The organism is Actinomadura luteofluorescens, from assembly GCF_013409365.1.
GTDB classification, from domain to species: Bacteria; Actinomycetota; Actinomycetes; order Streptosporangiales; family Streptosporangiaceae; genus Spirillospora; species Spirillospora luteofluorescens.
The window spans coordinates 9,389,356-9,410,881 of sequence record NZ_JACCBA010000001.1; the positions used below are offsets into that span (position 1 = coordinate 9,389,356).

The following is a 21,526-nucleotide window of genomic DNA, read 5'->3' on the forward strand; positions in this document are numbered from 1 at the left end:
TCAGTGCGCGCGAGCGCGGAGCCGGGCCCGGTCGGGCTTCCCGGACGCCAGCAGCGGGATCGCCTCCACCAGTTCCAGCTCGCGGGGCGCCGCGTGCGGGGGCATCGTCTCGCGGACGAACGCGCGCAGCTCGGTCAGCTCCGGCAGGCCGGACGCGGCGGGGACGACGACGGCGGTGACCCGCTCGCCCCACTCGGGGTCGGGGCGGCCGACCACGACCACGTCGCGGACCTTCGGGTGCCGCGACAGCACGGTGGCGATCTCGCCCGCGACGACCTTCTCCCCACCGGTGTTGATCACGTCGTCGAGGCGGCCGCGGACGCGGAGCCGGCCGTCCTCGACCGCGCCGAGGTCCTGGGTGAGGAACCAGTCGCCGTCGCGGACCCCGGCGGTCAGCTCGGGCCGCAGGCGGTAGCCGGTGAACAGCGAGGGGCCGGCGAGGCGGATCCGGCCGTCCTCCCCGACCGCGACGCGCATGCCGTCCAGCGGCGTGCCGTCGTAGACGCAGCCGCCGCAGGTCTCGCTCATCCCGTAGGTGGTGAACACGCGGGCGCCGCGCCCGCGCGCCTCGGCCAGCAGGCCGGGCGGGGCGGCGGCGCCGCCGAGGACGATGGCGCCGAGCCGCGCCAGGTCGGCGTCGGCGTCGAGCAGCCGGCGCAGCTGCGTGGGGACGAGCGAGACGTGGAACCCCTCGGCGGCCGCGACGGCGGCGGCGTCGAAGCGGGGGGCGATGACGGGGTCGGTTCCGGCGACGAGGGAGCGGACGAGGACCTGGACGCCGGAGATGTGGCTGGTGGGCAGGCAGCACAGCCAGCGGTCGCCGGGCCCGGCCTCGATGCGGGCGAGGGTGCCGGCGGCGGAGTGGCGCAGCGCGCCGGCCGTCAGCTCGACGAACTTGGGGGCGCCGGTGGAGCCGGACGTGGCGATGAGCACCGCCGCGTCGGCGTCGGCGGGTGCGTGCCCGCCGCCGGGGGAGTGCGGGGCGATGCCGCCGGCCGTCTCGACCGCGTCCGGCGCCAGGGCGTCCAGGAGGCCGCGCAGCGCGGCCTCGGGCAGGTCGGGGGGCAGGGGGCAGATCGCGGGGCCGCCGTCGAGGGCGCCGGCCAGGGCCTCCAGCAGGCGGGGGCCGGGCGGCAGGACGACGGCGTGCAGCGGGCGATCCATGATCTCATCAGCGTAGACGACCCCGCTGAACGCGTTCAAACGCGGGGCCGGTTGAATGGTGCCCGAGCGCCGCGCCCCCGGCCGCGGCGCGGTCGCCCCACGGAGAGGAAGACATGGTCTCGGAGCTGTTCGACGCGGACGCCTGGAAAGAGGTCGAGGGGTTCGGCTTCACCGACATCACCTACCACCGGGCCGTCGACCACGGGACGGTGCGGGTGGCGTTCAACCGCCCGGAGGTGCGCAACGCGTTCCGTCCCCACACCGTGGACGAGCTGTACCGTGCGCTGGACCACGCGCGGATGTCCAGCGACATCGGCTGCGTGCTGCTCACCGGCAACGGGCCGTCGAGCAGGGACGGCGGCTGGGCGTTCTGCTCGGGCGGGGACCAGCGGATCCGCGGCCGTGACGGCTACCGGTACGCCGAGGGCGAGACCTCGGACACGATCGACCCGGCGCGGGCGGGCCGGCTGCACATCCTGGAGGTGCAGCGGCTGATCCGCTTCATGGGCAAGGTCGTCATCTGCGTGGTGCCGGGCTGGGCGGCCGGGGGCGGGCACAGCCTGCACGTGGTGTGCGACCTCACCCTCGCCAGCCGGGAGCACGCGCGGTTCAAGCAGACGGACGCGGACGTGGCGAGCTTCGACGGCGGCTTCGGGTCGGCGTACCTGGCGCGGCAGGTGGGGCAGAAGTTCGCCCGGGAGATCTTCTTCCTGGGCGACGAGTACGACGCCGAGGCCGCGCACCGCATGGGCATGGTGAACGCCGTAGTCCCGCACGCCGAGCTGGAGACGACGGCGCTGGAGTGGGCCCGGAAGATCAACGGCAAGAGCCCGACGGCGCAGCGGATGCTGAAGTTCGCCTTCAACCTCGTCGACGACGGTCTGGTGGGGCAGCAGGTGTTCGCCGGGGAGGCGACGCGCCTGGCCTACGGCACCGACGAAGCCGCCGAGGGGCGGGACTCCTTCCTGGAGAAGCGCGCACCCAATTGGGCGCCTTACCCGTGGTACTACTAGGTGTTCTAGTGCACGGTGTGATCCGGATATGCCGTGATTAGACGGTCAGGTCAGGGGGTCGGCGGGTGCGGGTGTACTCCATCCCGATGCGGACGCGGTTCCGCGGCGTGACGCGGCGGGAGGGCGCCCTCGTGCGGGGCCCCGCCGGCTGGGGGGAGTTCTCGCCGTTCGCCGAGTACGGTCCGGCCGAGTGCGCCCGCTGGCTGGCCGCGGCCCGCGAGGCCGCGCGGGACGGCTGGCCCGAGCCCGTCCGCGACCGGATCCCGGTGAACGCGACGATCCCGGCGGTCGGTCCGGAGCGGGCCTTCGAGATGACCCGCGAGTCCGGCTGCCGGACCGCGAAGGTGAAGGTCGCCGAGCGCGGTCAGACCGACGCCGACGATCTGGCCCGGGTGGAGGCGGTCCGCGCGGCGATCGGCCCGGAGGGCAGGGTCCGGATCGACGCGAACGGCGGCTGGGACGTCGACCGCGCCGCCCGGATGATCCGGTCGCTGGACCGGTGGGAGCTGGAGTACGCCGAGCAGCCCTGCGCGACGCTGGAGGAGCTGGCGGCGGTGCGGCGGCGCGTGGACGTGCCGATCGCGGCGGACGAGTCGATCCGCCGCGCCGAGGACCCGCTGAAGGTGCGCGCGGCGGGCGCCGCCGACGTGGCGGTGCTGAAGGTGCAGCCGCTCGGCGGGGTCGCGGCGTCGCTGCGGGTCGCGGAGGCGTGCGGGCTGCCGGTGGTGGTGTCGAGCGCGGTGGAGACGTCGGTGGGGCTGGCGGCGGGGGTGGCGCTGGCCGCCGCGCTGCCGGAGCTGCGGTACGCCTGCGGGCTGGGGACGCTGTCGCTGCTGGAGGGCGATGTCGTGCGCGACCCGCTGCGTCCGGTGGCGGGGGAGCTCGAAGTGCGCCGGCCGGAGGTGGACGAGGAGGCGCTGCGCCGCTGGGAGGCGCCCGGCGCGTCCTGGCGGAGCCGGGCGCTGGCCGCCCAGGGCCATCTGGCCGGCCCCGCGGTGGTCGAGGTGGCTCCGTGAACCCGGCGACCGCGCTGGCGAGCGTCCTGGTCGACGAGCTGCAGCGCTGCGGGATGACCGACGTGGTGCTGGCGCCGGGGTCGCGGTCGGCGCCGCTGGCGCTGGCGCTGCACGCGGCCGAGGAGGCGGGCCGCCTCCGGCTGCACGTGCGGATCGACGAGCGGTCGGCGTCGTTCCTCGGGCTGGGCATGGCGAAGCGGTCGGGGCGCCCGGTCGCGCTGGTGTGCACGTCGGGCACGGCCGCGGCGAACTTCCATCCGGCGGTGGTGGAGGCGCACGAGTCGGGCGTCCCGCTCATCGTGATCACGGCGGACCGGCCGCCGGAGCTGCGCGACACGGGCGCGAACCAGACGATCGACCAGGTGAAGCTGTACGGGACGGCGGTGCGGTGGAGCACCGAGATCGGCGTCCCGGAGAACCGTCCGGGCATGGTGGCGTACTGGCGGTCGCTGGTGAGCCGCGCGTGGGGGCTGGCGCAGGCGCCCGTCCCCGGGCCGGTGCACATGAACGCGGCGTTCCGCGAGCCGCTGATCCCCGACGGCGACGAGACGTGGTGCGAGCCGCTGGACGGGGACGCGACCGGCGCGTGGACGAAGGTGCGTCCGGCGACCCCGGGGTCGGTGCTGCACGTTCCGCCGACGCGGCGCGGCGTCCTGGTGGTCGGGGACGGCGCGGTGAACGTCAAGCGGTACGTGGCGGCGGCGTCGATGGCCGGCTGGCCCGTGCTGGCCGAGCCGAACGGCAACGCCCGCTACGGCGATCACGCGCTGTCGTCGCATCACTTCCTGCTGGGCGTGCAGGAGTTCGTGGAGCGGCACCGCCCCGAGGTGGTGGTGACGCTGGGCAAGCCGGGCCTGTCGCGTCCGCTGTTGTCGCTGCTGCGCCGCGCGGAGGAGCACATCGTGCTGGCGCCGGACCTGGCGCACTGGCCCGATCCGGTCCGGTCGGCGACGCAGGTGGCGCCCGAGGTCGAGATCCCCGTGGTGTCGGGCGACGACGCGTGGCTGAAGTCGTGGCGGGCCGCCGACGCGGCCGCGGCCGCGGCGGTGGACGCCGTCCTGGACGCGGTCCCGGAGGTGAGCGAGCCGCGGCTGGCCCGCGACATGGTCGCGGCACTGCCGGGCGGGTCGCTGCTGTTCACGGCGGCGAGCATGCCGATCCGCGACCTGGACCAGGTGATGCGGCCGCGCCGCGGTATCCGGATCATGGCCAACCGGGGCGCCAGCGGCATCGACGGGCTGGTGTCGACGGCGATGGGCGCGGCGCTGGTGCACAGCGGCCGCTCCTACGCCCTGCTCGGCGATCTGGCGTTCCTGCACGACCAGAACGGCCTGATCATGGGTCCGCGGGAGCGCCGCCCCGATCTGGCGATCGTCGTGGTCAACAACCAGGGCGGCGGGATCTTCTCGCTGCTGCCGCAGGCGGCGCTGCGCGGCCCGTTCGAGCGGGTCTTCGGCACCCCGCACCAGGTGGATCTGGAGGCGGTCGCCGGCGCGCACGGCGTCCCGTACCGGCGGCTCACCGCGGCGGCGGACCTGCCGAAGGCGCTGGCGGGGGAGGGGTTGCGGATCATCGAGGCCCGCACCGACAGGGAAGCGAACGCGGCCCTGCACGCCGAGCTGCGCCAGGCCGCCCAGGCCGCCGTCCGCGACCTGCTCGCCTGAGCGGAGATCACCGCACGAAGGGCCGACGCCTCCGACCAGTACTTCAACCCTCAAATTACAATGTAAAGGCGTCGGGCTGAGAGCATCACCCTAATGATCCAGAACAACCACAAAAACCAGCGATCGCACCATCGCACGCACATCGGCCGTTGAGTTCTTCTGGACGAGACCGACTCGCCGACCTGCGGTTCGTGGGCCTCGTCGGGGAGGGGTGACGGCGCGGACCGTAGGGCCCGCCCGGCGCCCTCTATGTCGGCCGAGTGCGGTCGGCGCCGATAGCGACGCCGACGATCGTGCAGGGTTCGGTTCCGCGGTTGTACCAGGCGTGCCGGGTGCCGTTCTGGACGAGCACGTCGCCGGCCCGAAGGACCGTCCGCTCGCCGTCGTCGAGTTCCAGTGTGGCCTCGCCCGAGACGACCAGGACGTAGTCGATGCTGTCGGTGGTGTGCATCCCCGGCGCGCCGGGTTCGTTCGCGGCCATCGCGCCCGGCATCCGCCGTTCCAGTTCTTCCAGCGCCGCGGCCGTGTCGAGGTCCGCGGGCGGGATCGGCTCGCCCGGCGGCACCGTGTTGATCATGAAGCGTGAGCCGTCGCGGGGCGGGTACCACGACTCGGCGGGACGCGGTGAGCCGTCGTCGGGGAACGCGGGCCGCTCGTCCCGGCCCCACAGCCGGAAGAACGCGCATCCCGGCATCAGTTCCGAGGTGATGGGCTCGACGTCGCGATCGTCGACCACGCGGGCCCTGCCCTGCGCGTCGTGCCCGGTGACCACTCGGCGGACGGTCGTGTACTCCATTCGATCATTCCTTAGTACGGTGGCGTATGGATACTGCTGCGTATCAATACGCCACCGTATCCTCCGTTCCCGGGCCGGTCAATACGCTGGCGTATCCTGTGTCCCGTGGTGAACGAGTCGACCCGGCTTTCCGCCCAGGACTGGGCGCGAGCCGCGCTGAAGGCGATCGCGGACGGCGGGCTGGCCGCGGTCGCGGTCGAGCCGCTGGCGCGCACGCTCGGCGTGACCAAGGGCAGTTTCTACGCGCACTACCGGAACCGGGACGAGCTGATCGCGGCTGCGCTCACGGAGTGGTCGCGCGGCCACGGTGCGGACGGGCTCGCCGAGTTCGCGGCGATCACCGATCCGGCGCGGCGGCTGCGTGAGCTGCTCACCGTCGTCGTGCAGGCCGTCCAGCCGCTGGCTCCGTCGGTGCATCTGAGCCTGCTGGGTGATCGCAACGACCCCCGGGTCAGGGACGCGGTTCGCCGGGTGGACCAGGCCCGGTTGGAGCTCCTGGCCCGTACGTACCGCGAGCTCGGCCTGCCGCCGGACCGGGCGGCGTCGCGGGCGCGGGTCGCCTATGGGGCCATCCTCGGGCTGCAGCATCTGGCGCAGACCGATCCGGACGCTCCCCGTTCCGCCGTGCTCGCCGACGAGGCGGTCGCCGTCTTCCTTCCCTGACGGCGGTGCCCGCCGGGGGTCTCCGGGTCAGCCGAGGAGGCGCTCGCGGAGGGTGTCGGTGTCTTCGGTGGTCCAGCCGTGTCCGGAGAGCCACCCGATGGTGCCGCCGTGCTCCTCGTCGATGCGGGCGAGGAACTTCTCCATGATGGCCGCGTGGGGCTGGTGGGTGTCGGCCGGGCGGGAGTCGAGGTCGGCGGCGTAGGTCTCGCTGGCGCGGAGCCGGCCCAGGACGGCTTCGAGGCGTTCGCCGGTCTGGGCGTAGTCGGCGACGATCGCCTCGCGGGTGACGCCGGCGACGTCGAGGGCGAGGGCGCAGACGACTCCGGTGCGGTCCTTGCCGGCGGCGCAGTGGACCAGCGCGGCCCCGTCGGTGCGGGTCATGACGCGCAGGGCGGCGACGACGGAGTCGCCGCGGTCGGCGAGGTAGGCGAGGTAGTGGCCGGTCGAGCGGTCCTGCTCGGGGCCGTCGGACGGGCGTTCCTGCCAGGGCAGGGCCTTGGCGACGTCGGCGGCGACGTCGGTGTGGCGGCCGCCCTCGGCGAACAGCGAGAGCTGGTGGATCGTGACCGACGGCACGCGGGTGAGGGGGCCGGGGCCCTCCAGGCGTACTTCGGCGTCGCTGCGCAGGTCGATGACGTTCTTGAGGGCGTAGTCGTCGAGGAGGATCCGGACGTCGGTGACCGAGAGGTCCTGGAGGTTGTCGGAGCGCAGGACGCGCCCGAGCCGTGTGGCGCGACCGTCGGCCGTGGGGAGGCCACCGAGGTCGCGGGCATTGACGGCACCGTCCAGTTCGATCCACCGAGAGTCATCGTCCATGACTTGTGACCCTATATGGCTGCCCTGTCCGGACTTTGGCGCAGGGGCCCGGTGTGCCACGGGTGATCGACTTGTCGGATGACAGGGGCGGGTCGTACCGGGACCTGGGAGCCAGACGGTGAATGGCTCCACAGCGGGGTGACCCGGAGGCCTCACCGTCCGTAGCTTTCGAGGTGCCTTCTTCCGTGCGTTCCGCGCGAAGTTCCGCCCCCTGCTGAATGGAGTCTCCATGCTCGCGACCGTGTCCGCTCCGTCCCGGCCGTCCGAACGGTCGGTCGGCAGTGATTTCGCGCCGCTGGCGCGGCGCGTCCGCGGCAGCGGGCTGCTGGATCGGCGGCGCGGCTACTACGCGCGGGTGATCGGGTTGAACCTGGCGGCGACGGCGGCGCTGTGGGCCGCGGTCGCGTGGGCGGGGGACAGCTGGTGGACGGTCCTGCTGGGGATCCCGCTGGCGGTGCTGTCGGCGCGTACGGCGTTCCTGGGGCATGACGCGGGGCACCGGCAGATCGCGCGGAGTGCGCGGGGGAACCGGTGGCTGGGGTTGCTGCTGGGGAATCTGCTTCTGGGGATGGGGCACGGGTGGTGGAACGACAAGCACAACCGGCATCACGCTAATCCGAACCATGTCGGCAAGGACCCCGATGTGGGTGAGGGCGTCCTGGCGTGGACGCAGGAGCAGGCCGAGGGGAAGCGGGGCGCGCTGCGGTGGGTGGCGCGGCACCAGGCGGCGTTGTTCTTTCCGCTGCTGACGCTGGAGGGCGTGAATCTGAAGGTGGGGAGCCTGCTGTTCCTGCGGGGGCGTTCGCGGCGGGACCAGGTTCTGGAGGGTGGGCTGCTGCTGGTCCACGCGGTGGGGTATCTGGCGCTGGTGTTCGCGTTGCTTCCGGTGGGGCAGGCGCTGGCGCTGATCGCGGTTCAGCACGCGGTGTTCGGGGTGCACCTGGGTGCGGTGTTCGCGCCGAACCACAAGGGGATGGCGATGCCGGAGCCGGGGGAGCGGTGGGGGCACCTGCGGCGGCAGGTGCTGACGTCGCGGAACGTGCGGGGCGGTGTGGTGACGGACTGGCTGATGGGTGGCCTGAACTACCAGATCGAGCATCACCTGTTCCCGGGTGTTCCGCGGTGCAGCCTGCGGCGGCTGCGTCCGCTGGTGCGTGAGCACTGCGCGGCGGTGGGATTGCCGTACGCGGAGACGGGGCTGGTGGAGTCGTACCGGTTGGCGCTGGGGCACATGCGGGAGGTCGGGGAGCCGCTGCGTTAGGGCGGGCTATGCTCCGGGCCATGCCCGAGGGACACACGATTCACCGTCTGGCCGCCGAGCATCTGCGGATGTTCGGCGGTCTCGCCGTTGCCGCGTCGAGTCCGCAGGGGCGGTTCGCCGAGGGGGCGCGGTGGCTGGACGGGCGGGTGCTGTCGGAGGCGGACGCGCATGGCAAGCATCTGCTGCTGGGGTTCGACGATGACCGGACGCTGCATGTGCATCTGGGGATCTACGGCAAGTACGCGTTCGGGGAGGGGCCGGCGTCGGCTCCGGTCGGGGTGGTGCGGCTGCGGCTGGAGGGCGGCGGGTGGTACGGGGATCTGCGGGGGCCTAATACCTGCGAGCTACTGGAGCCGGGGGAGGTGAAGCTGCTGCGTGATCGGCTGGGGCCCGATCCGTTGCGCGGGGACGCCGATCCGGAGGTGGCGTGGTGGCGGGTCGGCCGGTCGCGGACGCCGATCGCGGTGCTGCTGATGGATCAGTCGGTGGTGGCGGGGCCGGGGAACATCTACCGGGCGGAGGTGCTGTTCCGGCAGGGGATCGATCCGCGTCTGCCGGGGCGGCGGCTGGGTGCGCGGCGGTGGGCGGCGTTGTGGGACGACCTGGTGGAGTTGATGGCGGCGGGGGTGCGTGCGGGGCGGATCGACACGGTGCGGCCGGAGCATATGCCGGAGGCGATGGGGCGTGCGCCGCGGGTGGACGGTCATGGCGGTGAGGTGTACGTGTACCGGCGGGCGGGGCTGCCGTGCCTGGTGTGCGGGACGGAGGTGGCGACGGTGGAGGTGGCGTCGCGGAATCTGTTCTGGTGTCCGGGGTGCCAGCCGCCGGCCGTGTGAGGGGGGACAGCCCCACTATTGATCTTGGGGTGTGCCTGATCGTGGGTGGTCGGGTGGCGGTTCTAGCGTTCGGTCATGACTTCGATTCTGCGAAAGCGCCTCGGTGTGGCGCTGGGTGTCGCCGCGTTGCTCGTCGCCGATGCGGCTCCGGCGGTGGCGCGTCCTGCTGGTCCTGTGGAGCGGTTGCGCCAAGACACCGAGGCGATTCGCGCTCTGGGCGTGAGTGGTGTTCAGGCCCGGGTGGTCGGGGCTGACGGGCGGGAGTCGGTCGCCGTGAGCGGGACCGCTGATCTGCGGACGGGGCGCCCGGTTTCTTCTGGCGGCTACTTCCGTATGGCGAGTACGTCCAAGACGCTGGTGGCGGTCGTGGTCCTGCAGTTGGAGGCCGAGGGCAGGGTCTCTCTGGACGACAGCGTCGACCGCTGGCTGCCGGGGGTGGTGCGGGGGAACGGCAACGACGGCCGCCGAATCACGATCCGCCAGCTGCTCCAGCACACCAGCGGTATCCACGACGATCTGCCCGGGTACACGACGCCGGGGGAGTACTACCAGCAGCGCTACGACGTCTACGAGCCCGAGGAGCTGGTGGCTCGTGCGATGGCTCATGCGCCGGATTTCCCGCCGGGGGAGGGCTGGGGGTATTCCAACACCGGGTACGTGCTGCTCGACATGGTCATCGAGAAGGTGACCGGGCGGCGCGCCCACCGGGAGATCGGGGATCGTGTCCTGCGGCGGGCGGGGATGGACCAGACCCGGTGGCTGGGGACGTCGCCGGTTTTGCCGCGGCCGCATGCCAGGGCGTACCAGCTCTTCGGTCCGGGTTCGCGGGTGGATGTCACTGATCAGGTCACGGTGGATTACGAGAACCTTTCGTGGGTGACGACCACGCGGGATGAGAACCGGTTGTTCCGTGCGTTGCTGGCGGGCCGTCTGCTGCCGGCGCGGCAGTTGGCGGAGATGAAGCGGACCGTTCCGGTGAGCGCGGAGGTTCAGCGGCTGTGGCCGGGGGGCCGGTACGGGCTGGGGCTGGTCGAGCGTCCTTTGAGTTGCGGGGGGACGTACTGGAGCCATGAGGGCGGGGACGGCGGCTACATCACGCTGAACGGGGTCACCGGTGACGGGAGGCGCAGCGCGGTGGTCTCGATGTCGGAGGCGCGGGGTGACGCGCTGGAGCACGTCGTGGAGCAGGAGGACGCGGCGAGTGCTCTGATCGACCACGCGTTGTGCGGTGGGGGAGCGGGTGCGGCGTGACCGGGGCTGTGGCCGCGGGTGCTCGTCAGTCCTCGTCGGGGGTGTAGCGGGCGGCGAGGGTGCGGGCGGTGGCGGCGATCATGTCGCGGAGGTGCGGGGGGTCGATGACCTCGACGTCGGCGCCGAGTTTGAGGAATTCGACGTGGGCGTGGCGGACGGATTCGATGGGGAGGGTGGCGTGGACCCAGCCGTCGGGGCCGGGTGGGGTGGCGGTGTCGAGGGCGGCGCGGGCCATGGTGGGCGGGAGCAGGATCTGGGTGCGGGTGAGGCCGTCGGGGGAGAGTTTGACGGTGGCGTGTTCCCGGTAGGCGTCGGCTTCGAAGCGTTCGGCGTAGGTGGCCCAGAAGGCGGCGAGGTCGAAGCCGTGGGGGCGGTCGAAGTGGCCGGGGAGGGCGCGCAGGGTGAGGACGCGTGAGACGCGGTAGGTGCGGGGGGCGGGTGCGGTGTCGGCGGGTGTCTCGGCGGTGCCGGTGCGGGGCGGGTCGCTGGGTGCGGGGCGGGCGATGAGGTACCAGGTGCCGGCCTTGAGGACGACGCCGAGGGGTTCGAGGTGGCGGGTGACCTGCTGGGGGCGGCGCCAGCGGCGGTAGAGCACTTCGATGCGGTGCTGGTTCCAGACGGCGTCGGCGATGGCGTGCAGGTGGGGGACGTCGTCGGGGGTGCGGAACCAGCCGGGGGCGTCGAGGTGGAAGCGTTCGCGGATGCGGGAGGCGCGGGTGCGCAGGTCGGGTGGGAGGGCGGCCATGAGTTTGAGTTCGGCGGCGAGGACGTCGCCGAGGCCGAGTTGGGAGGCGGGGCCGGGCAGGGCGGACAGGGTGAGGGATTCGGCTTCGGCGGCGGTGAGGCCGGTGAGGCGGGTGCGGTAGCCGCCCACGAGGCGGTAGCCGCCGTCGGGGCCTCGGTCGGCGTAGACGGGGACGCCGACGGCGCTGAGGGAGTCGACGTCGCGGTAGACGGTGCGGACGGAGACTTCGAGTTCGGCGGCCAGTTCCCGGGCGGTCATGCGTTCCCTGGTCTGCAGGAGCAGGAGGAGGGACAGCAGCCGGCTCGCGCGCATGGGTCCAGTGTGCCGGTAGGGGGTGCGGTGGTGGTGCGGGGGTCAGCCGTGCAGGGCGTACTGCATGGGGCGGAACTTGGTGCGGGCTTCGGCGAGTTCGGCGTCGGGGTCGGAGTCGGCGACGATGCCGCAGCCGGCGAACAGGCGGGCGCGGGTGCCGTCGATCTCGGCGCAGCGCAGGGCGATGCCCCATTCGCCGTCGCCGCGGGCGTCGACCCAGCCGACGGGGCCGGCGTAGCGGCCGCGGTCCATGCCCTCGAGTTCGCGGATGAGGTCCATGGCGGTGTCGGTGGGGGTGCCGCAGACGGCGGGGGTGGGGTGCAGGGCGGCGACGACGTCGAGGACGGAGCGGTCGGCGGCGAGGCGTCCGCGCAGGGGGGAGGCGAGGTGCAGGACGTTGGGGAGGGTGAGCAGTTCGGGTTCGTCGGGGACGGTGAGGTGGGCGCAGAGGGGGGTGAGGGCGTCGCGGACCATTTCGGCGGCGTAGCGGTGCTCTTCGCGGTCCTTGGCGGAGGTGAAGAGGCGTGCGGCGCGGGCCTGGTCGTCGGCGGGGGTGTCGCCGCGGGCGGTGGTGCCGGCGAGGACGAGGGATTCGATGTCGCCGCCGGTGCGGCGGATGAGGAGTTCGGGGGTGGCGCCGACCATGCCGGCGCAGGAGAAGGTGTAGCAGCCGGGGTAGCGGGTGGCGAGGCGCTGGAGGAGGACGCGGGCGTCGATGGGGGTGTCGGCGCGGACGGTGAGGTCGCGGGCGAGGACGACTTTGCCGAGGTGGCCGGTGTTGTCGGCGGGGCGCGGCGGGGGTGGTGCGGTGGTGTCGGCGGGGTCGGTGCCGGGGGCGAGGTGGCCGCGGCGGATGCGGTCGACGGCGGTGGCGACGGCGTGCTTCCAGGCGTGTTCGGGGAGGGCGCCGTCGCTCCAGCGCAGGCCGGTGGGGGGTTGGGGCGGGTTGGCGAGGGTGAGGGGGTCGGTGTCGTCGCCGATGGTGGTGAGCCAGGCGCGGCCGTCGCGGCGGCCGAGGATGCGGCGGGGGACGATGAGGGTGGAGTCGGGGGATTTGGGGTCGAAGCCGAAGGTGCCGAAGGCGACGGGTCCGGAGCCGGGGACGTTGACGGTGTCGTCGACGGCGGCGGCGCCGAACAGGTCGTGGAGCATGCGGGCGGCGGCGTCGAAGCGGTCGTGGCCGCCGGGGAGGGTGAGGCGGGCGGCTTCGCCCCAGCCGACGATTCCTTCGCCGTGGCGGATCCAGGCCAGTGCGGAGGGGTGTGGAAGCCGTGCGATGAGGTCGCCCGGGTCGGGGATCGGGGCGGTGCGGACGGTGAGTCGGTCCGGTGCTGTCACGGCGAGCTTCACGTGAGCCACTGTACGCCAGATTTGAACCTGTTCAAACGGGCGGGGTGGCGGTGGGTGGTGAGGTGTGCGCCACACCGGTCCCGGCGGGCGGCCGCGGGGTCTGGTTGCGCGTATGCCCGTCGGTCCCGTCCCCATGCGCGGGGACGGGACGCGGTGGCGCGGGGTCAGCGGCGGGCGGCGCCGGTGATCTTCCAGGCGGCGGGCAGCAGGCCGGCGGCCAGCAGGACCTTCAGGGCGTCGCCGGCCAGGAACGGTGTGACGCCGAGGTCGAGCGCCTTGGCGAGGTCGACGTGCAGGGCGGCCATCAGGTAGGGGACGCCGGCGGCGTACATGATGGCGGTTCCGGCGAGCATGGTGCCGACGGTGCGCAGCGGGGTGCGGTCGCCGCCGAGCTGGGCGAGGCGTCCGACGGCGGCGGCCGCGGCGACGAACCCGATGACGTAGCCGAGGGTGGGGAATCCGGCGCCGGAGGTGCCGTCGGTGAACCAGGGGACGCCGGCCATTCCGGCGAGCAGGTAGACCAGCATGCCCAGGCCGGCGCGGCCGAAGCCGAGGGCGGCGCCGGCGAGCAGGACCGCGAAGGTCTGCCCGGTGACCGGCACGGGGGTGCCGGGCAGCGGGACCGCGATCTGCGCGGCGATGCCGACGAAGGCGGCGGCGCCGATGACGAGCGCGGTGTCGCGGGCCAGCGAGCCGGGCAGCAGGTCGCCCAGGACGGCGGGACGCCGCCGGGTTGCGTGGGCAGTAGCCACAGATCCTCCCAAAACGGTTGTGTCAGGCCGAAACTTAGCGAACTGCCTGGCGGGGGTGGACGGCGCGGCCTACAGAAACGGGTGCCCCCGGTTTGTCGCCGCCCGCACGGCGGCGCCGGCGCGCCTCAGCCGGCGGCGGCGCGCGGGTCGCGGGCGAGGTAGACCACGTCGGGTTCGCCGCGCGGCACCGGGACGGGCCGGACCCGCACGGAGCCGAACCGGCCCCGCAGCAGCGCCTCGAACGCCGGTGCGGCGCCCGCGCTCCACACCGCGAGCACGCCGCGCGGCGTCAGCAGCGCGGCGAGGGCGTCCAGGCCGGTGGCGGCGTACAGGCGGGCGTTGCCGGGGGTGACGGTCCAGTCGGGGCCGTTGTCGATGTCCAGGCACACCGCGTCGAAGCGGCCCGCGCCCGGGGCGGTGACGTAGTCGAGGAGGTCGGCGCGCTCGACGGTGACGCGGGGGTCACGCAGGGCGTCCCGGGACCAGGGCCGCAGCGCGGTGGCGTGCCAGGCGATCACGGCGGGCTCGCGTTCGACGACGGTGACGTGCGCGACGTCGTCGCCGGTGAGGGCCTCGGTGAGGGAGAATCCGACGCCCAGGCCGCCGATGAGCACCCGCGCGGGTGCGCCGGGGCGGGCCGCGGCGGCGTCGAGGGCGGCGCGGACCAGCAGCCGCTCGGACTCGCCGTTGCGGGTGTCCATCAGGAACACGCCGTTGCTGATGATCTCGTAGTCGCCGTCCACGCGGCGCAGCACCAGCTCGCCGCCCAGGCCGGCGGCGCGCTCGACCACCGTCGCCGTGGCGTGTTCCCCGCGTGTGTCCGCAGCCGATCCCATGACCGCACCCTAGCCGCCGCGGGGCCCGGCCCGGGACTATCCCGGCCCGGGCCGGTGCGGGCCGGGGGCTGGGCGGGAAGGGCGGTGTCGGCTACGGTGCCGGGCATGCCCGAGATCGAACCGCCCGGCGGGCTGCTGCCGGGCCGCCGGATCCTGGTCGTCGGCGCGGGGACGCGCCCCAGCGACGATCCCGCCGCGCCGGTCGGCAACGGCCGAGCGATCGCGGTCGCCGCCGCGCGGGAGGGCGCGGCGGTCGCGTGCGCCGACGTCGACGAGCACGCCGCCGGGCAGACCGCGGCGATGATCGAGGCGGAGGGCGGCCGGGCATGCGTGGTGGCGGCGGACGTGGTCGACCCGGCGGCCTGCGACCGGGTGGTGACCCGGGCGGCCGAGGGCCTCGGCGGGCTGGACGGGGTGGTGTTCAACGCCGGGATCGGCATCGGGTACGGGCTGGCGGGCACGGCGCTGGCCGACTGGGACCGCGTCCTGCACGTCAACCTGCGGGCGCCGTTCCTGGTCGGCAAGGCGGCGATGCCGGCGCTGGAGGCGGGCGGGGCGATGGTGTTCATCGGTTCGCTGGCCGGGACCAAGCCGGGTTCGCGGTCCCCGTCCTATGACGCCTCCAAGGCGGGGCTGACCGGGCTGGTGCGCCACATCGCCGCCGAGGGCGCGCCGCGCGGCGTGCGCGCCAACGTGGTGGCGCCCGGCCTGATCGATACCGTGATGGGGCGCGACGCCTCCTCCGGGAACGGCGACCGCGACCGGGTCGCGGGCCTGATCCCCATGCGGCGGCAGGGCACCGCGTGGGAGGTCGCGGCCGTCGCGGTGTTCCTGCTGTCGGACCGCGCGTCCTACGTCACCGGGCAGGTCCTGCACGTCGACGGCGGCCTGTCCACCCTGCGCTGACCCTGGGGGAGCGGCATGAACGACACCCGTCGCGGGGGCGGGTCCGAGGAGGCGGACGGGGTGGCGCTGCGCCCGGTCGCCGAGGACGACCTGCCGCTCATCGAGCGGCTGCGCACCGACCCGGAGCTGGCCGGGCCGTTCCTGTGGGAGGGCTTCACCGATCCCCGCAGGTTCCGGCGCCGCTGGGAGTCCGACGGCATGCTCGGCGAGGAGACCGGGAACCTCGTCGTCGCCCGCGGCGCCGTGTTCTGCGGGATCGTGTCGTACCGGCGCGTGGCGACCACGGCGCGGGCGTGGTGCTGGAGCGTCGGCATCTCGCTGCTGCCCGAGGCGCGCGGCCGCGGCGCGGGGGCGCGGGCGCAGCGGCTGCTGGCCGAGTACCTGTTCGCGCACAGCCCCGCCCACCGGGTCCAGGCCGAGACCGAGACCGCCAACCTCGCCGAGCAGCGCGCCCTGGAGAAGGCGGGGTTCACCCGCGAGGGCGTCATGCGCGGCTGGAGCTTCCGCGACGGCCGGTACCGCGACGAGGTCCTGTACAGCATGCTGCGTTCGGACCTGCACCCGCCGGGGACGGCCCCCGGCTAGCGGGCGGGGGCGGCCTTCACGCGTCGTGGTGGCCGCGGAACGTCGCGCGGTAGGACGAGGGCGACACCCCGATCGCGGCGTGCAGGTGCCGGCGCAGCGACGCCGCGGTCCCGAACCCCGTCCGCTCGGCGACCCGGTCCACGGGCAGGTCGGTCTCCTCCAGCAGCCGCCGCGCCGCCTGCACCCGCTGCGCCGTCAGCCACACCTGCGGCGACACGCCCGTCTCCTGCCGGAACCGGCGCGTGAACGTCCGCACGCTCATCGACGCCCGCGCCGCGAGCCGCGCCAGCGTCACCGGCCGGTCCAGCCGCTCCAGCGCCCACGCCCGCGCCGCGCCCGTCGAGGAGACCCGCGCGGACCCTCGCGCCGGCGGCACCGGCAGCGCCGTGAACTGCGCCTGCCCGCCCTCCCGGTGCGGCGGCACCACCGTGCGGCGCGCCACGTCGCCCGCCACCGCCGCGCCGTGGTCACGGCGGATCATGTGCAGGCACAGGTCGATGCCCGCCGCCTCGCCCGCCGAGGTCAGCACCGCGCCCTCGTCGACGAACAGCACCGCCGCGTCGACCCGCACCCCGGGGAACGTCTCGGCGAGCCGGCCGCACGACAGCCAGTGCGTCGTGGCCCGCCGCCCCTCCAGCAGCCCCGCCGCCGCCAGCACGAACGCGCCCGTGCACACCGACGCCACCCGCGCGCCCCGCGCCGCGGCCGCCGCCAGCGCCCCCGGCACCGGCCCCTGCCCGGGACGGCTCTCGTCCAGCACGTGCGACGCCGGCACGACGATCGTGTCCGCCGCCTCCAGAGCCTCCAGCCCGTGCCGCACCGTCACCGCGAAATCGGCGTCCGCGCGCACCGCGCCGGGCCGCACGCCGCACGACACCACCTCGTACAGCGGCGCGCCTTCCGCCGACCGCGCCTGCCCGAACAGCTGGTGGACGATCCCGAGCTCCATCGGCAGCACGCCCTCGCGCACCAGCACCGCCACCCGGTGGATCCCGCCCGCCATGGCCCGATCCTTGCACACCATGGCCGACGGGCCACTCACCGCCGCGACCGCGCCACGGGCAGCATCGACACCAGACCGACCGACACACCGGGAAAGGAAGACGGCGCCGTGAACGTCCTGTGGATCTTCGCCCACCCCGAGGGCCGCTCCCTCAACGGCGCGCTGCGCGACCACGGCGCCGCCACCCTGCGCCGCGGCGGCCACCGCGTCCGCCACTCCGACCTGTACGCGATGGGCTGGAACCCCGTGGTCGGCCCCGCCGACTTCGGCCACGACCCCGCCGACCGCCTCATCGTCGGCGCCGCGTCCGAACGCGCCCACGCCGCCGGCGCCCTGGCCCCCGACATCCGCGCCGAACACGACAAGATCGCCTGGGCGGACGCGCTGGTCGTGCAGTTCCCCCTGTGGTGGTACGGGATGCCCGCCATCCTGAAGGGCTGGTTCGACCGCGTGTTCGTCCAGGGCTTCGCGTTCGGCGTCACCGGCGGCGACGGCCGCACCCTGCGCTACGGCGACGGCGGCCTGGCCGGACGCCGCGCCCTGGTCGTCACCACCGCCGGTGCCCGCGCCTCCGGCCTGGGCCCCCGCGGCGTGCACGGCGCCGCCGAGGACCTCCTGTTCCCCCTCCTGCACGGCACGCTGTTCTACACCGGCATGGACGTCCTGCCGCCTCTGGTCATCACCGGCGCGGACCGCGCCGGCCCCGCCGACCACGCCGCGGCCGCCGCCGCCCTGGACGCGCGCCTGCACGCCCTGCCCACCGCCGACCCCATCCCGTACCGCAGCGAGCACGGCGGCGACTACACCGGCGACCTCACCCTGCGTCCCGAACTGGCCCCCGGCCGCACCGGCCCCGCCGTTCACCGCCGCCCCTGCCCGGCCCGCTAGGCGGCCGGAGGGGACGGCCCCCGGCCGCGCGGGTGCCGGGTCCGCGACCCTGATATCAGGCGAAACGGGACGGTGAGGTATCACACGGGCGTCGGCGTTTCGTGCGTGGCATCCCGGCGCGTGCGTAACAATGGGCCGCTATGGCATGGCGATCCAGGACCCGGCAAGTGGCGGCGGCGTTGACGGCGGGAGCGTCGGCGGGCGCGCTCGCCGCCTGCGGCATCACCGCCTTCGGCGGCACGACCGGACGCGAGGACGGCCCCGCCCGCGACGGCGCCAGGGCCGAATGCCCGGGCGTCCCCGCCCCCGACGGCGCCAAGGGTCGCCAGCTGCGCGGCATGTGGATCGCCAGCGTCGGCAACACCGACTGGCCCAAGGACCCCAAGGCCTCACCCGCCGACCAGCGCGAGCAGTTCACCCGCCTCCTCGACACCGCCGCCGCGATGAACATGAACGCGGTGTTCGTCCAGATCCGCCCCAACTCCGACGCGTTCTACGACTCCCCGTACGAGCCGTGGTCGCAGTGGCTCACCGGCACCCCCGGCAAGAACCCCGGCTACGACGTCCTGGCGTTCATGCTCAAGGAGGCCCACGCCCGCAACCTGGAGTTCCACGCCTGGTTCAACCCCTACCGCGTGTCCCGCCACCACGACCTGAAGAAGCTGGCGCCCAAGAGCCCCGCCCGGCAGCATCCCGACTGGGTCCGCAAGTACGGCAAGGGCCTGTGGTACGACCCCGGCCTCCCGCAGGTCCGCGACCTCGCCACCAAGGCCGTCATGGACGTCGTCACCAAGTACGACATCGACGCCGTCCACTTCGACGACTACTTCTACCCCTACCCCGAGGACGGCGACTTCCCCGACGACGCCGCCTTCAAGGCCTACGGCAACGGCATGAAACGCGCCGACTGGCGCCGCCGCAACGTCGACACCCTCGTGGAGTCGCTGTCGGGCCGCATCCACGCCGCCAAACCCTGGGTCCGGTTCGGCATCAGCCCCTTCGGCGTGTGGCGCAACAAGAGCAGCGACCCCGACGGGTCGCCCACCGCCGCCCTGCAGAGCTACGACGACATCTACGCCGACACCCGCAAATGGATCAGGCAGGGGTGGCTCGACTACGTCACCCCCCAGTTGTACTGGCCCATCGGCGACGCCCGCGCCGACTACGCCGAACTCGCCCCCTGGTGGGCCCGCCAGGTCAAGGGCACCGGCGTGCAGCTCACCATCGGGCAGGCCGCCTACCGCGTCGGCGAGGACGCCACCTGGCGCAAGCCCGCCGAACTGTCGCGCCACCTCACCCTGAACGCCAAGTACCCGCAGATCAGCGGCGACGTGTACTTCAGCGCCTCCGACCTCGCCGCCAACCGCCGCGGCTTCGCCGCCCGCCTCCGCGACGACCACTACACCCGCCCCGCCGTCCCGCCCGTCCCCGCCCGCCGCGGCGGGCAGGCGCCCCCGCCCGTCCAGGGCACCACCGCCGCCCCCGCCACCGGCAAGGACGCCAAGAACGCCAAGGGCGTGAAGGTCACCTGGCGCGCCTCGCAGGGCGCCACCTCCTACGCCGTCTACCGCGTCGAGGGCGCCAAGCCCGGCTGCGCGCCCGTCGACCCCCGCCACCTCATCGCCGACGTCCGCGGCGGCGGCATCATCGACCCCACCGCCAAGCCCGGCCGCTCCTACACCTACTCCGTCACCGCCCTGGACCGCCTCCACCACGAAAGCCGCCCCGGCCGCGGCGCAACGGCCACCGCCCCCGAGGGATAATGATCATGCTCCGTGGGGAGGAACCTGACACCTGACCACCCCCCGGAGGTATGAAGCATGGCGCTGTCGATGGAGGAGCAGCGGATCCTCAGCCAGATCGAGATCCGCCTGAGAGAGGACGACCCGCGGCTGGCCCAGCGCCTCGCCCGCCTCGGCACCCCCCGCGGCCGCCGTGCCCGCACGATCGTCCTCGCAGCCGCCGCCGTCATCATCGTCCTGGCCGCGATCGGCGCCGGGATCGCCGCCGCGATCCTCTAGACCCGGCCCGGCCGGCCCGGCTCCCGTCCGCTCCCGCTCCCACCCCCGCTCGTGGCAGGTCCGGCGCCGCCCCACGCCCCGAGGCGACCGCGGAGGCGCACGCCGTCTCCGCGGTCGCCGCGACCCCGTCCGGCCGGATCAGCGGACGCGGTCGTAGACCAGGGCCATCTCACCCAGCTCGCCGGTCTCCCGGCGGCTGAGCGACCACCGGGTGGACGGCAGGCCGTCCTCGAACAGCCGCCCCCCGCCCCCGGCGATCTCCGGCAGCACCATCAGGTACAGCCGGTCGACGAGGTCGGCGGCCAGCAGCGGCTTGATCACGCTGGCGCTGCTGTTGACCAGGATGTCGCCCCCGCCCTCGGCCCGCAGCTCTCCGACGACGTCCGCGGCGGGCGCGTTCACCACACGGGTCCGTTCCCACGGCGCCTCCGCCAGGGTGGTGGACAGCACCACCTTCTCGGTGCCGACCAGCCACTCCGCATACCCGCGGTCGCGCGGATCGGCGCCGGCGTCCCCGGCGACCGCCGGCCAGAAACCCATGAAGCCCTCGGCGTTGCCCCTGCCCAGCAGCGCCGTCGTAGCGCCCTCGTAGATCCGGGTGAGATGATCGCGCGCCACCTCACTCGTCACATAAGGGACGAACATTCCGAAGTCGGCGGGGCCGCCGGGCCCGTGGTAGCGGCCGTCGAGAGTGAGGGCCAGGTTCGCGGTGACCTTGCGGCCGGTAGTGCCGGTCATTTCATGCTCCTTGCGTCATCGTCGTTTCCAGTGCCGTGCTCATCCGCGCCGTGCTCGCCCGCCGGCCCTGGATCCGCCGCGGCGAGGACCGCCGCGAGCCTGTCCAGGCTCTGCCCGAAGCCGATCTCGATGCCCGCGACGAAATCCGCGGACTCGACCGTGCTGCCGGTGATCCGGACCCGGGCGTCCAGGCCGGTGCCGTCGCCCTCGGGACGCAGGCCGAGCTCGACGTGGGCGGTGAAGGCCGCCTCCCCGTTCGGCAGCACCGGGGTGGAGCGGTAGCGCAGGCGCTCGCCCGGGCGTGCCTCCTCCACCACGCCCTCGGCGCGGCCGGCGACCGCGTCCACCCCGCCGGCGTCCTCGGCGTCGCGGTACTCCAGCAGCACCCTGCCGCCCGGGCGCGCCTCGAAGACGAGGGCCGACACCCGCAGGTCGTCCGGCGCCCACCAGTCCGCCAGCAGCGACGGCTCGGTGAGGTGCCGCCAGACCAGCCCGGGACGCCGCGGCAGCGACCGTGTGAAGGCGAACGCGCGGCCGTCGGCCCACCCCGCCTCCCGCGCGGCGAGCCGTTCCGCGCCGAGGGCGGCCCCGTAGCGGTCGAAGGTCTCGCCCGCGCCGCCGGGTCGGCCGGCGTCGTCGGCGAGGCGGCCGAGCGCCGCCGCCAGGTCGCGCAGCGGACCGGGCCGCAGCGCGTAGACGCGCCGCTGCCCGGCGCGCTGCGAGGTGACGACGCCGGCGCGCTCCAGCGTCTGCAGGTGCTTGGTCGTCTGCGGCTGCCGCGCGCCGGCGAGCCGCGCCAGGACGCCCACCGGCCGCGGCCGCTCGGCCAGCAAATTCACGAGCCGCCACCGGACCGGATCGGCCAGCGCACTGAGGATCTCCTCCATGCCCCGAAGCATTCCTCATGACG

Annotated in this window: 22 protein-coding genes; 12 read left to right on the forward strand and 10 right to left on the reverse strand. The window is 74.2% G+C overall.

Annotation, left to right across the window (positions count from 1 at the left end; genetic code table 11):
- Entirely contained in the window at positions 1 to 1,164 is a 1,164-nt protein-coding gene (locus BJY14_RS43145) for an AMP-binding protein (protein WP_179848877.1), read from the reverse strand.
- 113 nt (positions 1,165 to 1,277) lie between these two features.
- Here BJY14_RS43145 and BJY14_RS43150 point away from each other — a divergent pair, with 113 nt between their 5' ends.
- From BJY14_RS43150 to menD, 3 genes are all read left to right on the forward strand, one after another.
- Positions 1,278 to 2,177 (forward strand): 1,4-dihydroxy-2-naphthoyl-CoA synthase, encoded by a 900-nt coding sequence (locus tag BJY14_RS43150; RefSeq protein WP_179848878.1) that lies wholly within the window; start codon positions 1,278 to 1,280, stop codon positions 2,175 to 2,177.
- Between the two features lie 65 nt (positions 2,178 to 2,242).
- The gene (locus tag BJY14_RS43155) at positions 2,243 to 3,193 is read left to right on the forward strand and encodes an o-succinylbenzoate synthase (RefSeq protein WP_179848879.1); all 951 of its coding nucleotides are present in this window, start codon (positions 2,243 to 2,245) and stop codon (positions 3,191 to 3,193) included.
- A complete protein-coding gene (gene menD, locus BJY14_RS43160; protein ID WP_179848880.1) occupies positions 3,190 to 4,857 on the forward strand; it encodes a 2-succinyl-5-enolpyruvyl-6-hydroxy-3-cyclohexene-1-carboxylic-acid synthase in 1,668 nt (555 codons plus the stop codon). The genes BJY14_RS43155 and menD overlap by 4 nt, the downstream gene beginning before the upstream one ends.
- 247 nt (positions 4,858 to 5,104) lie before the next feature.
- Here the strand turns inward: menD and BJY14_RS43165 are convergent, their stop codons facing one another.
- Positions 5,105 to 5,653 carry a cupin domain-containing protein gene (locus BJY14_RS43165; RefSeq protein WP_179848881.1) on the reverse strand — a complete coding sequence of 183 codons (549 nt, stop codon included), beginning with the start codon at positions 5,651 to 5,653 and terminating at the stop codon, positions 5,105 to 5,107.
- A gap of 108 nt (positions 5,654 to 5,761) precedes the next feature.
- On the opposite strand from BJY14_RS43165, the gene BJY14_RS43170 reads away from it, so the two are divergent.
- Complete coding sequence (locus BJY14_RS43170) at positions 5,762 to 6,316, forward strand: TetR/AcrR family transcriptional regulator (protein ID WP_218905852.1); 555 nt, start codon at positions 5,762 to 5,764, stop codon at positions 6,314 to 6,316.
- Between the two features lie 27 nt (positions 6,317 to 6,343).
- Here the strand turns inward: BJY14_RS43170 and BJY14_RS43175 are convergent, their stop codons facing one another.
- Positions 6,344 to 7,132, reverse strand: coding sequence for a tyrosine-protein phosphatase (locus BJY14_RS43175; protein ID WP_179848883.1), 789 nt, complete (start codon positions 7,130 to 7,132; stop codon positions 6,344 to 6,346).
- A 229-nt stretch (positions 7,133 to 7,361) separates the two neighbouring features.
- Between BJY14_RS43175 and BJY14_RS43180 the strand changes: the two genes are divergently transcribed.
- The 3 genes from BJY14_RS43180 (at position 7,362) to BJY14_RS43190 (ending at position 10,480) form a co-directional block, all read left to right on the forward strand.
- The gene (locus tag BJY14_RS43180) at positions 7,362 to 8,393 is read left to right on the forward strand and encodes a fatty acid desaturase family protein (RefSeq protein WP_179848884.1); all 1,032 of its coding nucleotides are present in this window, start codon (positions 7,362 to 7,364) and stop codon (positions 8,391 to 8,393) included.
- A gap of 20 nt (positions 8,394 to 8,413) precedes the next feature.
- Positions 8,414 to 9,229 (forward strand): Fpg/Nei family DNA glycosylase, encoded by an 816-nt coding sequence (locus BJY14_RS43185; protein ID WP_179848885.1) that lies wholly within the window; start codon positions 8,414 to 8,416, stop codon positions 9,227 to 9,229.
- A gap of 75 nt (positions 9,230 to 9,304) precedes the next feature.
- A complete protein-coding gene (locus BJY14_RS43190) occupies positions 9,305 to 10,480 on the forward strand; it encodes a serine hydrolase domain-containing protein (RefSeq protein WP_179848886.1) in 1,176 nt (391 codons plus the stop codon).
- Positions 10,481 to 10,505: 25 nt separating this feature from the next.
- On the opposite strand, the gene BJY14_RS43195 is transcribed toward BJY14_RS43190, so the two are convergent.
- From BJY14_RS43195 to BJY14_RS43210, 4 genes are all read right to left on the reverse strand, one after another.
- Positions 10,506 to 11,537 (reverse strand): helix-turn-helix transcriptional regulator, encoded by a 1,032-nt coding sequence (locus tag BJY14_RS43195; RefSeq protein WP_179848887.1) that lies wholly within the window; start codon positions 11,535 to 11,537, stop codon positions 10,506 to 10,508.
- 42 nt (positions 11,538 to 11,579) lie between these two features.
- Positions 11,580 to 12,887: an isochorismate synthase gene (locus tag BJY14_RS43200; RefSeq protein WP_312879750.1), complete on the reverse strand. Its 1,308-nt coding sequence runs from the start codon at positions 12,885 to 12,887 to the stop codon at positions 11,580 to 11,582.
- A 164-nt stretch (positions 12,888 to 13,051) separates the two neighbouring features.
- Positions 13,052 to 13,639 carry a biotin transporter BioY gene (locus BJY14_RS43205; protein WP_179848889.1) on the reverse strand — a complete coding sequence of 196 codons (588 nt, stop codon included), beginning with the start codon at positions 13,637 to 13,639 and terminating at the stop codon, positions 13,052 to 13,054.
- Between the two features lie 125 nt (positions 13,640 to 13,764).
- The gene (locus BJY14_RS43210) at positions 13,765 to 14,475 is read right to left on the reverse strand and encodes a spermidine synthase family protein (protein WP_179848890.1); all 711 of its coding nucleotides are present in this window, start codon (positions 14,473 to 14,475) and stop codon (positions 13,765 to 13,767) included.
- Positions 14,476 to 14,580: 105 nt separating this feature from the next.
- Here BJY14_RS43210 and BJY14_RS43215 point away from each other — a divergent pair, with 105 nt between their 5' ends.
- Both BJY14_RS43215 and BJY14_RS43220 read left to right on the forward strand, forming a co-directional pair.
- Positions 14,581 to 15,381, forward strand: coding sequence for an SDR family NAD(P)-dependent oxidoreductase (locus BJY14_RS43215; RefSeq protein ID WP_179848891.1), 801 nt, complete (start codon positions 14,581 to 14,583; stop codon positions 15,379 to 15,381).
- 15 nt (positions 15,382 to 15,396) lie between these two features.
- Positions 15,397 to 15,966, forward strand: a complete 570-nt coding sequence (locus tag BJY14_RS43220; protein ID WP_179848892.1) for a GNAT family N-acetyltransferase — start codon at positions 15,397 to 15,399, stop codon at positions 15,964 to 15,966.
- A 16-nt stretch (positions 15,967 to 15,982) separates the two neighbouring features.
- Here the strand turns inward: BJY14_RS43220 and BJY14_RS43225 are convergent, their stop codons facing one another.
- Positions 15,983 to 16,969, reverse strand: a complete 987-nt coding sequence (locus BJY14_RS43225) for a GlxA family transcriptional regulator (RefSeq protein WP_218905854.1) — start codon at positions 16,967 to 16,969, stop codon at positions 15,983 to 15,985.
- Positions 16,970 to 17,077: 108 nt separating this feature from the next.
- Between BJY14_RS43225 and BJY14_RS43230 the strand changes: the two genes are divergently transcribed.
- The 3 genes from BJY14_RS43230 (at position 17,078) to BJY14_RS43240 (ending at position 19,878) form a co-directional block, all read left to right on the forward strand.
- On the forward strand, positions 17,078 to 17,857 hold the full coding sequence (locus BJY14_RS43230) for an NAD(P)H-dependent oxidoreductase (protein WP_179848894.1): 780 nt from the start codon (positions 17,078 to 17,080) through the stop codon (positions 17,855 to 17,857).
- Positions 17,858 to 18,024: 167 nt separating this feature from the next.
- Positions 18,025 to 19,620 carry a glycoside hydrolase family 10-like protein gene (locus BJY14_RS47015; protein ID WP_312879751.1) on the forward strand — a complete coding sequence of 532 codons (1,596 nt, stop codon included), beginning with the start codon at positions 18,025 to 18,027 and terminating at the stop codon, positions 19,618 to 19,620.
- 57 nt (positions 19,621 to 19,677) lie between these two features.
- On the forward strand, positions 19,678 to 19,878 hold the full coding sequence (locus BJY14_RS43240) for a DUF3040 domain-containing protein (RefSeq protein ID WP_179848896.1): 201 nt from the start codon (positions 19,678 to 19,680) through the stop codon (positions 19,876 to 19,878).
- 138 nt (positions 19,879 to 20,016) lie between these two features.
- On the opposite strand, the gene BJY14_RS43245 is transcribed toward BJY14_RS43240, so the two are convergent.
- Entirely contained in the window at positions 20,017 to 20,616 is a 600-nt protein-coding gene (locus BJY14_RS43245; protein WP_179848897.1) for a dihydrofolate reductase family protein, read from the reverse strand.
- Positions 20,613 to 21,503, reverse strand: a complete 891-nt coding sequence (locus BJY14_RS43250) for a metalloregulator ArsR/SmtB family transcription factor (protein ID WP_179848898.1) — start codon at positions 21,501 to 21,503, stop codon at positions 20,613 to 20,615. Before BJY14_RS43250 ends, BJY14_RS43245 begins: the two co-directional genes overlap by 4 nt.
- Positions 21,504 to 21,526: the final 23 nt, after the last annotated feature.

Bases quoted from the DNA above. Each gene is read 5' to 3' on its own strand.
- BJY14_RS43145 (WP_179848877.1), bottom strand. From the start codon at position 1,164: ATGGATCGCCCGCTGCACGCCGTCGTCCTGCCGCCCGGCCCCCGCCTG.
- BJY14_RS43150 (WP_179848878.1), top strand. From the start codon at position 1,278: ATGGTCTCGGAGCTGTTCGACGCGGACGCCTGGAAAGAGGTCGAGGGG.
- BJY14_RS43165 (WP_179848881.1), bottom strand. From the start codon at position 5,653: ATGGAGTACACGACCGTCCGCCGAGTGGTCACCGGGCACGACGCGCAG.
- BJY14_RS43175 (WP_179848883.1), bottom strand. From the start codon at position 7,132: ATGGACGATGACTCTCGGTGGATCGAACTGGACGGTGCCGTCAATGCC.
- BJY14_RS43180 (WP_179848884.1), top strand. From the start codon at position 7,362: ATGCTCGCGACCGTGTCCGCTCCGTCCCGGCCGTCCGAACGGTCGGTC.
- BJY14_RS43185 (WP_179848885.1), top strand. From the start codon at position 8,414: ATGCCCGAGGGACACACGATTCACCGTCTGGCCGCCGAGCATCTGCGG.
- BJY14_RS43190 (WP_179848886.1), top strand. From the start codon at position 9,305: ATGACTTCGATTCTGCGAAAGCGCCTCGGTGTGGCGCTGGGTGTCGCC.
- BJY14_RS43195 (WP_179848887.1), bottom strand. From the start codon at position 11,537: ATGCGCGCGAGCCGGCTGCTGTCCCTCCTCCTGCTCCTGCAGACCAGG.
- BJY14_RS43210 (WP_179848890.1), bottom strand. From the start codon at position 14,475: ATGGGATCGGCTGCGGACACACGCGGGGAACACGCCACGGCGACGGTG.
- BJY14_RS43215 (WP_179848891.1), top strand. From the start codon at position 14,581: ATGCCCGAGATCGAACCGCCCGGCGGGCTGCTGCCGGGCCGCCGGATC.
- BJY14_RS43220 (WP_179848892.1), top strand. From the start codon at position 15,397: ATGAACGACACCCGTCGCGGGGGCGGGTCCGAGGAGGCGGACGGGGTG.
- BJY14_RS43225 (WP_218905854.1), bottom strand. From the start codon at position 16,969: ATGGCGGGCGGGATCCACCGGGTGGCGGTGCTGGTGCGCGAGGGCGTG.
- BJY14_RS43240 (WP_179848896.1), top strand. From the start codon at position 19,678: ATGGCGCTGTCGATGGAGGAGCAGCGGATCCTCAGCCAGATCGAGATC.
- BJY14_RS43245 (WP_179848897.1), bottom strand. From the start codon at position 20,616: ATGACCGGCACTACCGGCCGCAAGGTCACCGCGAACCTGGCCCTCACT.
- BJY14_RS43250 (WP_179848898.1), bottom strand. From the start codon at position 21,503: ATGGAGGAGATCCTCAGTGCGCTGGCCGATCCGGTCCGGTGGCGGCTC.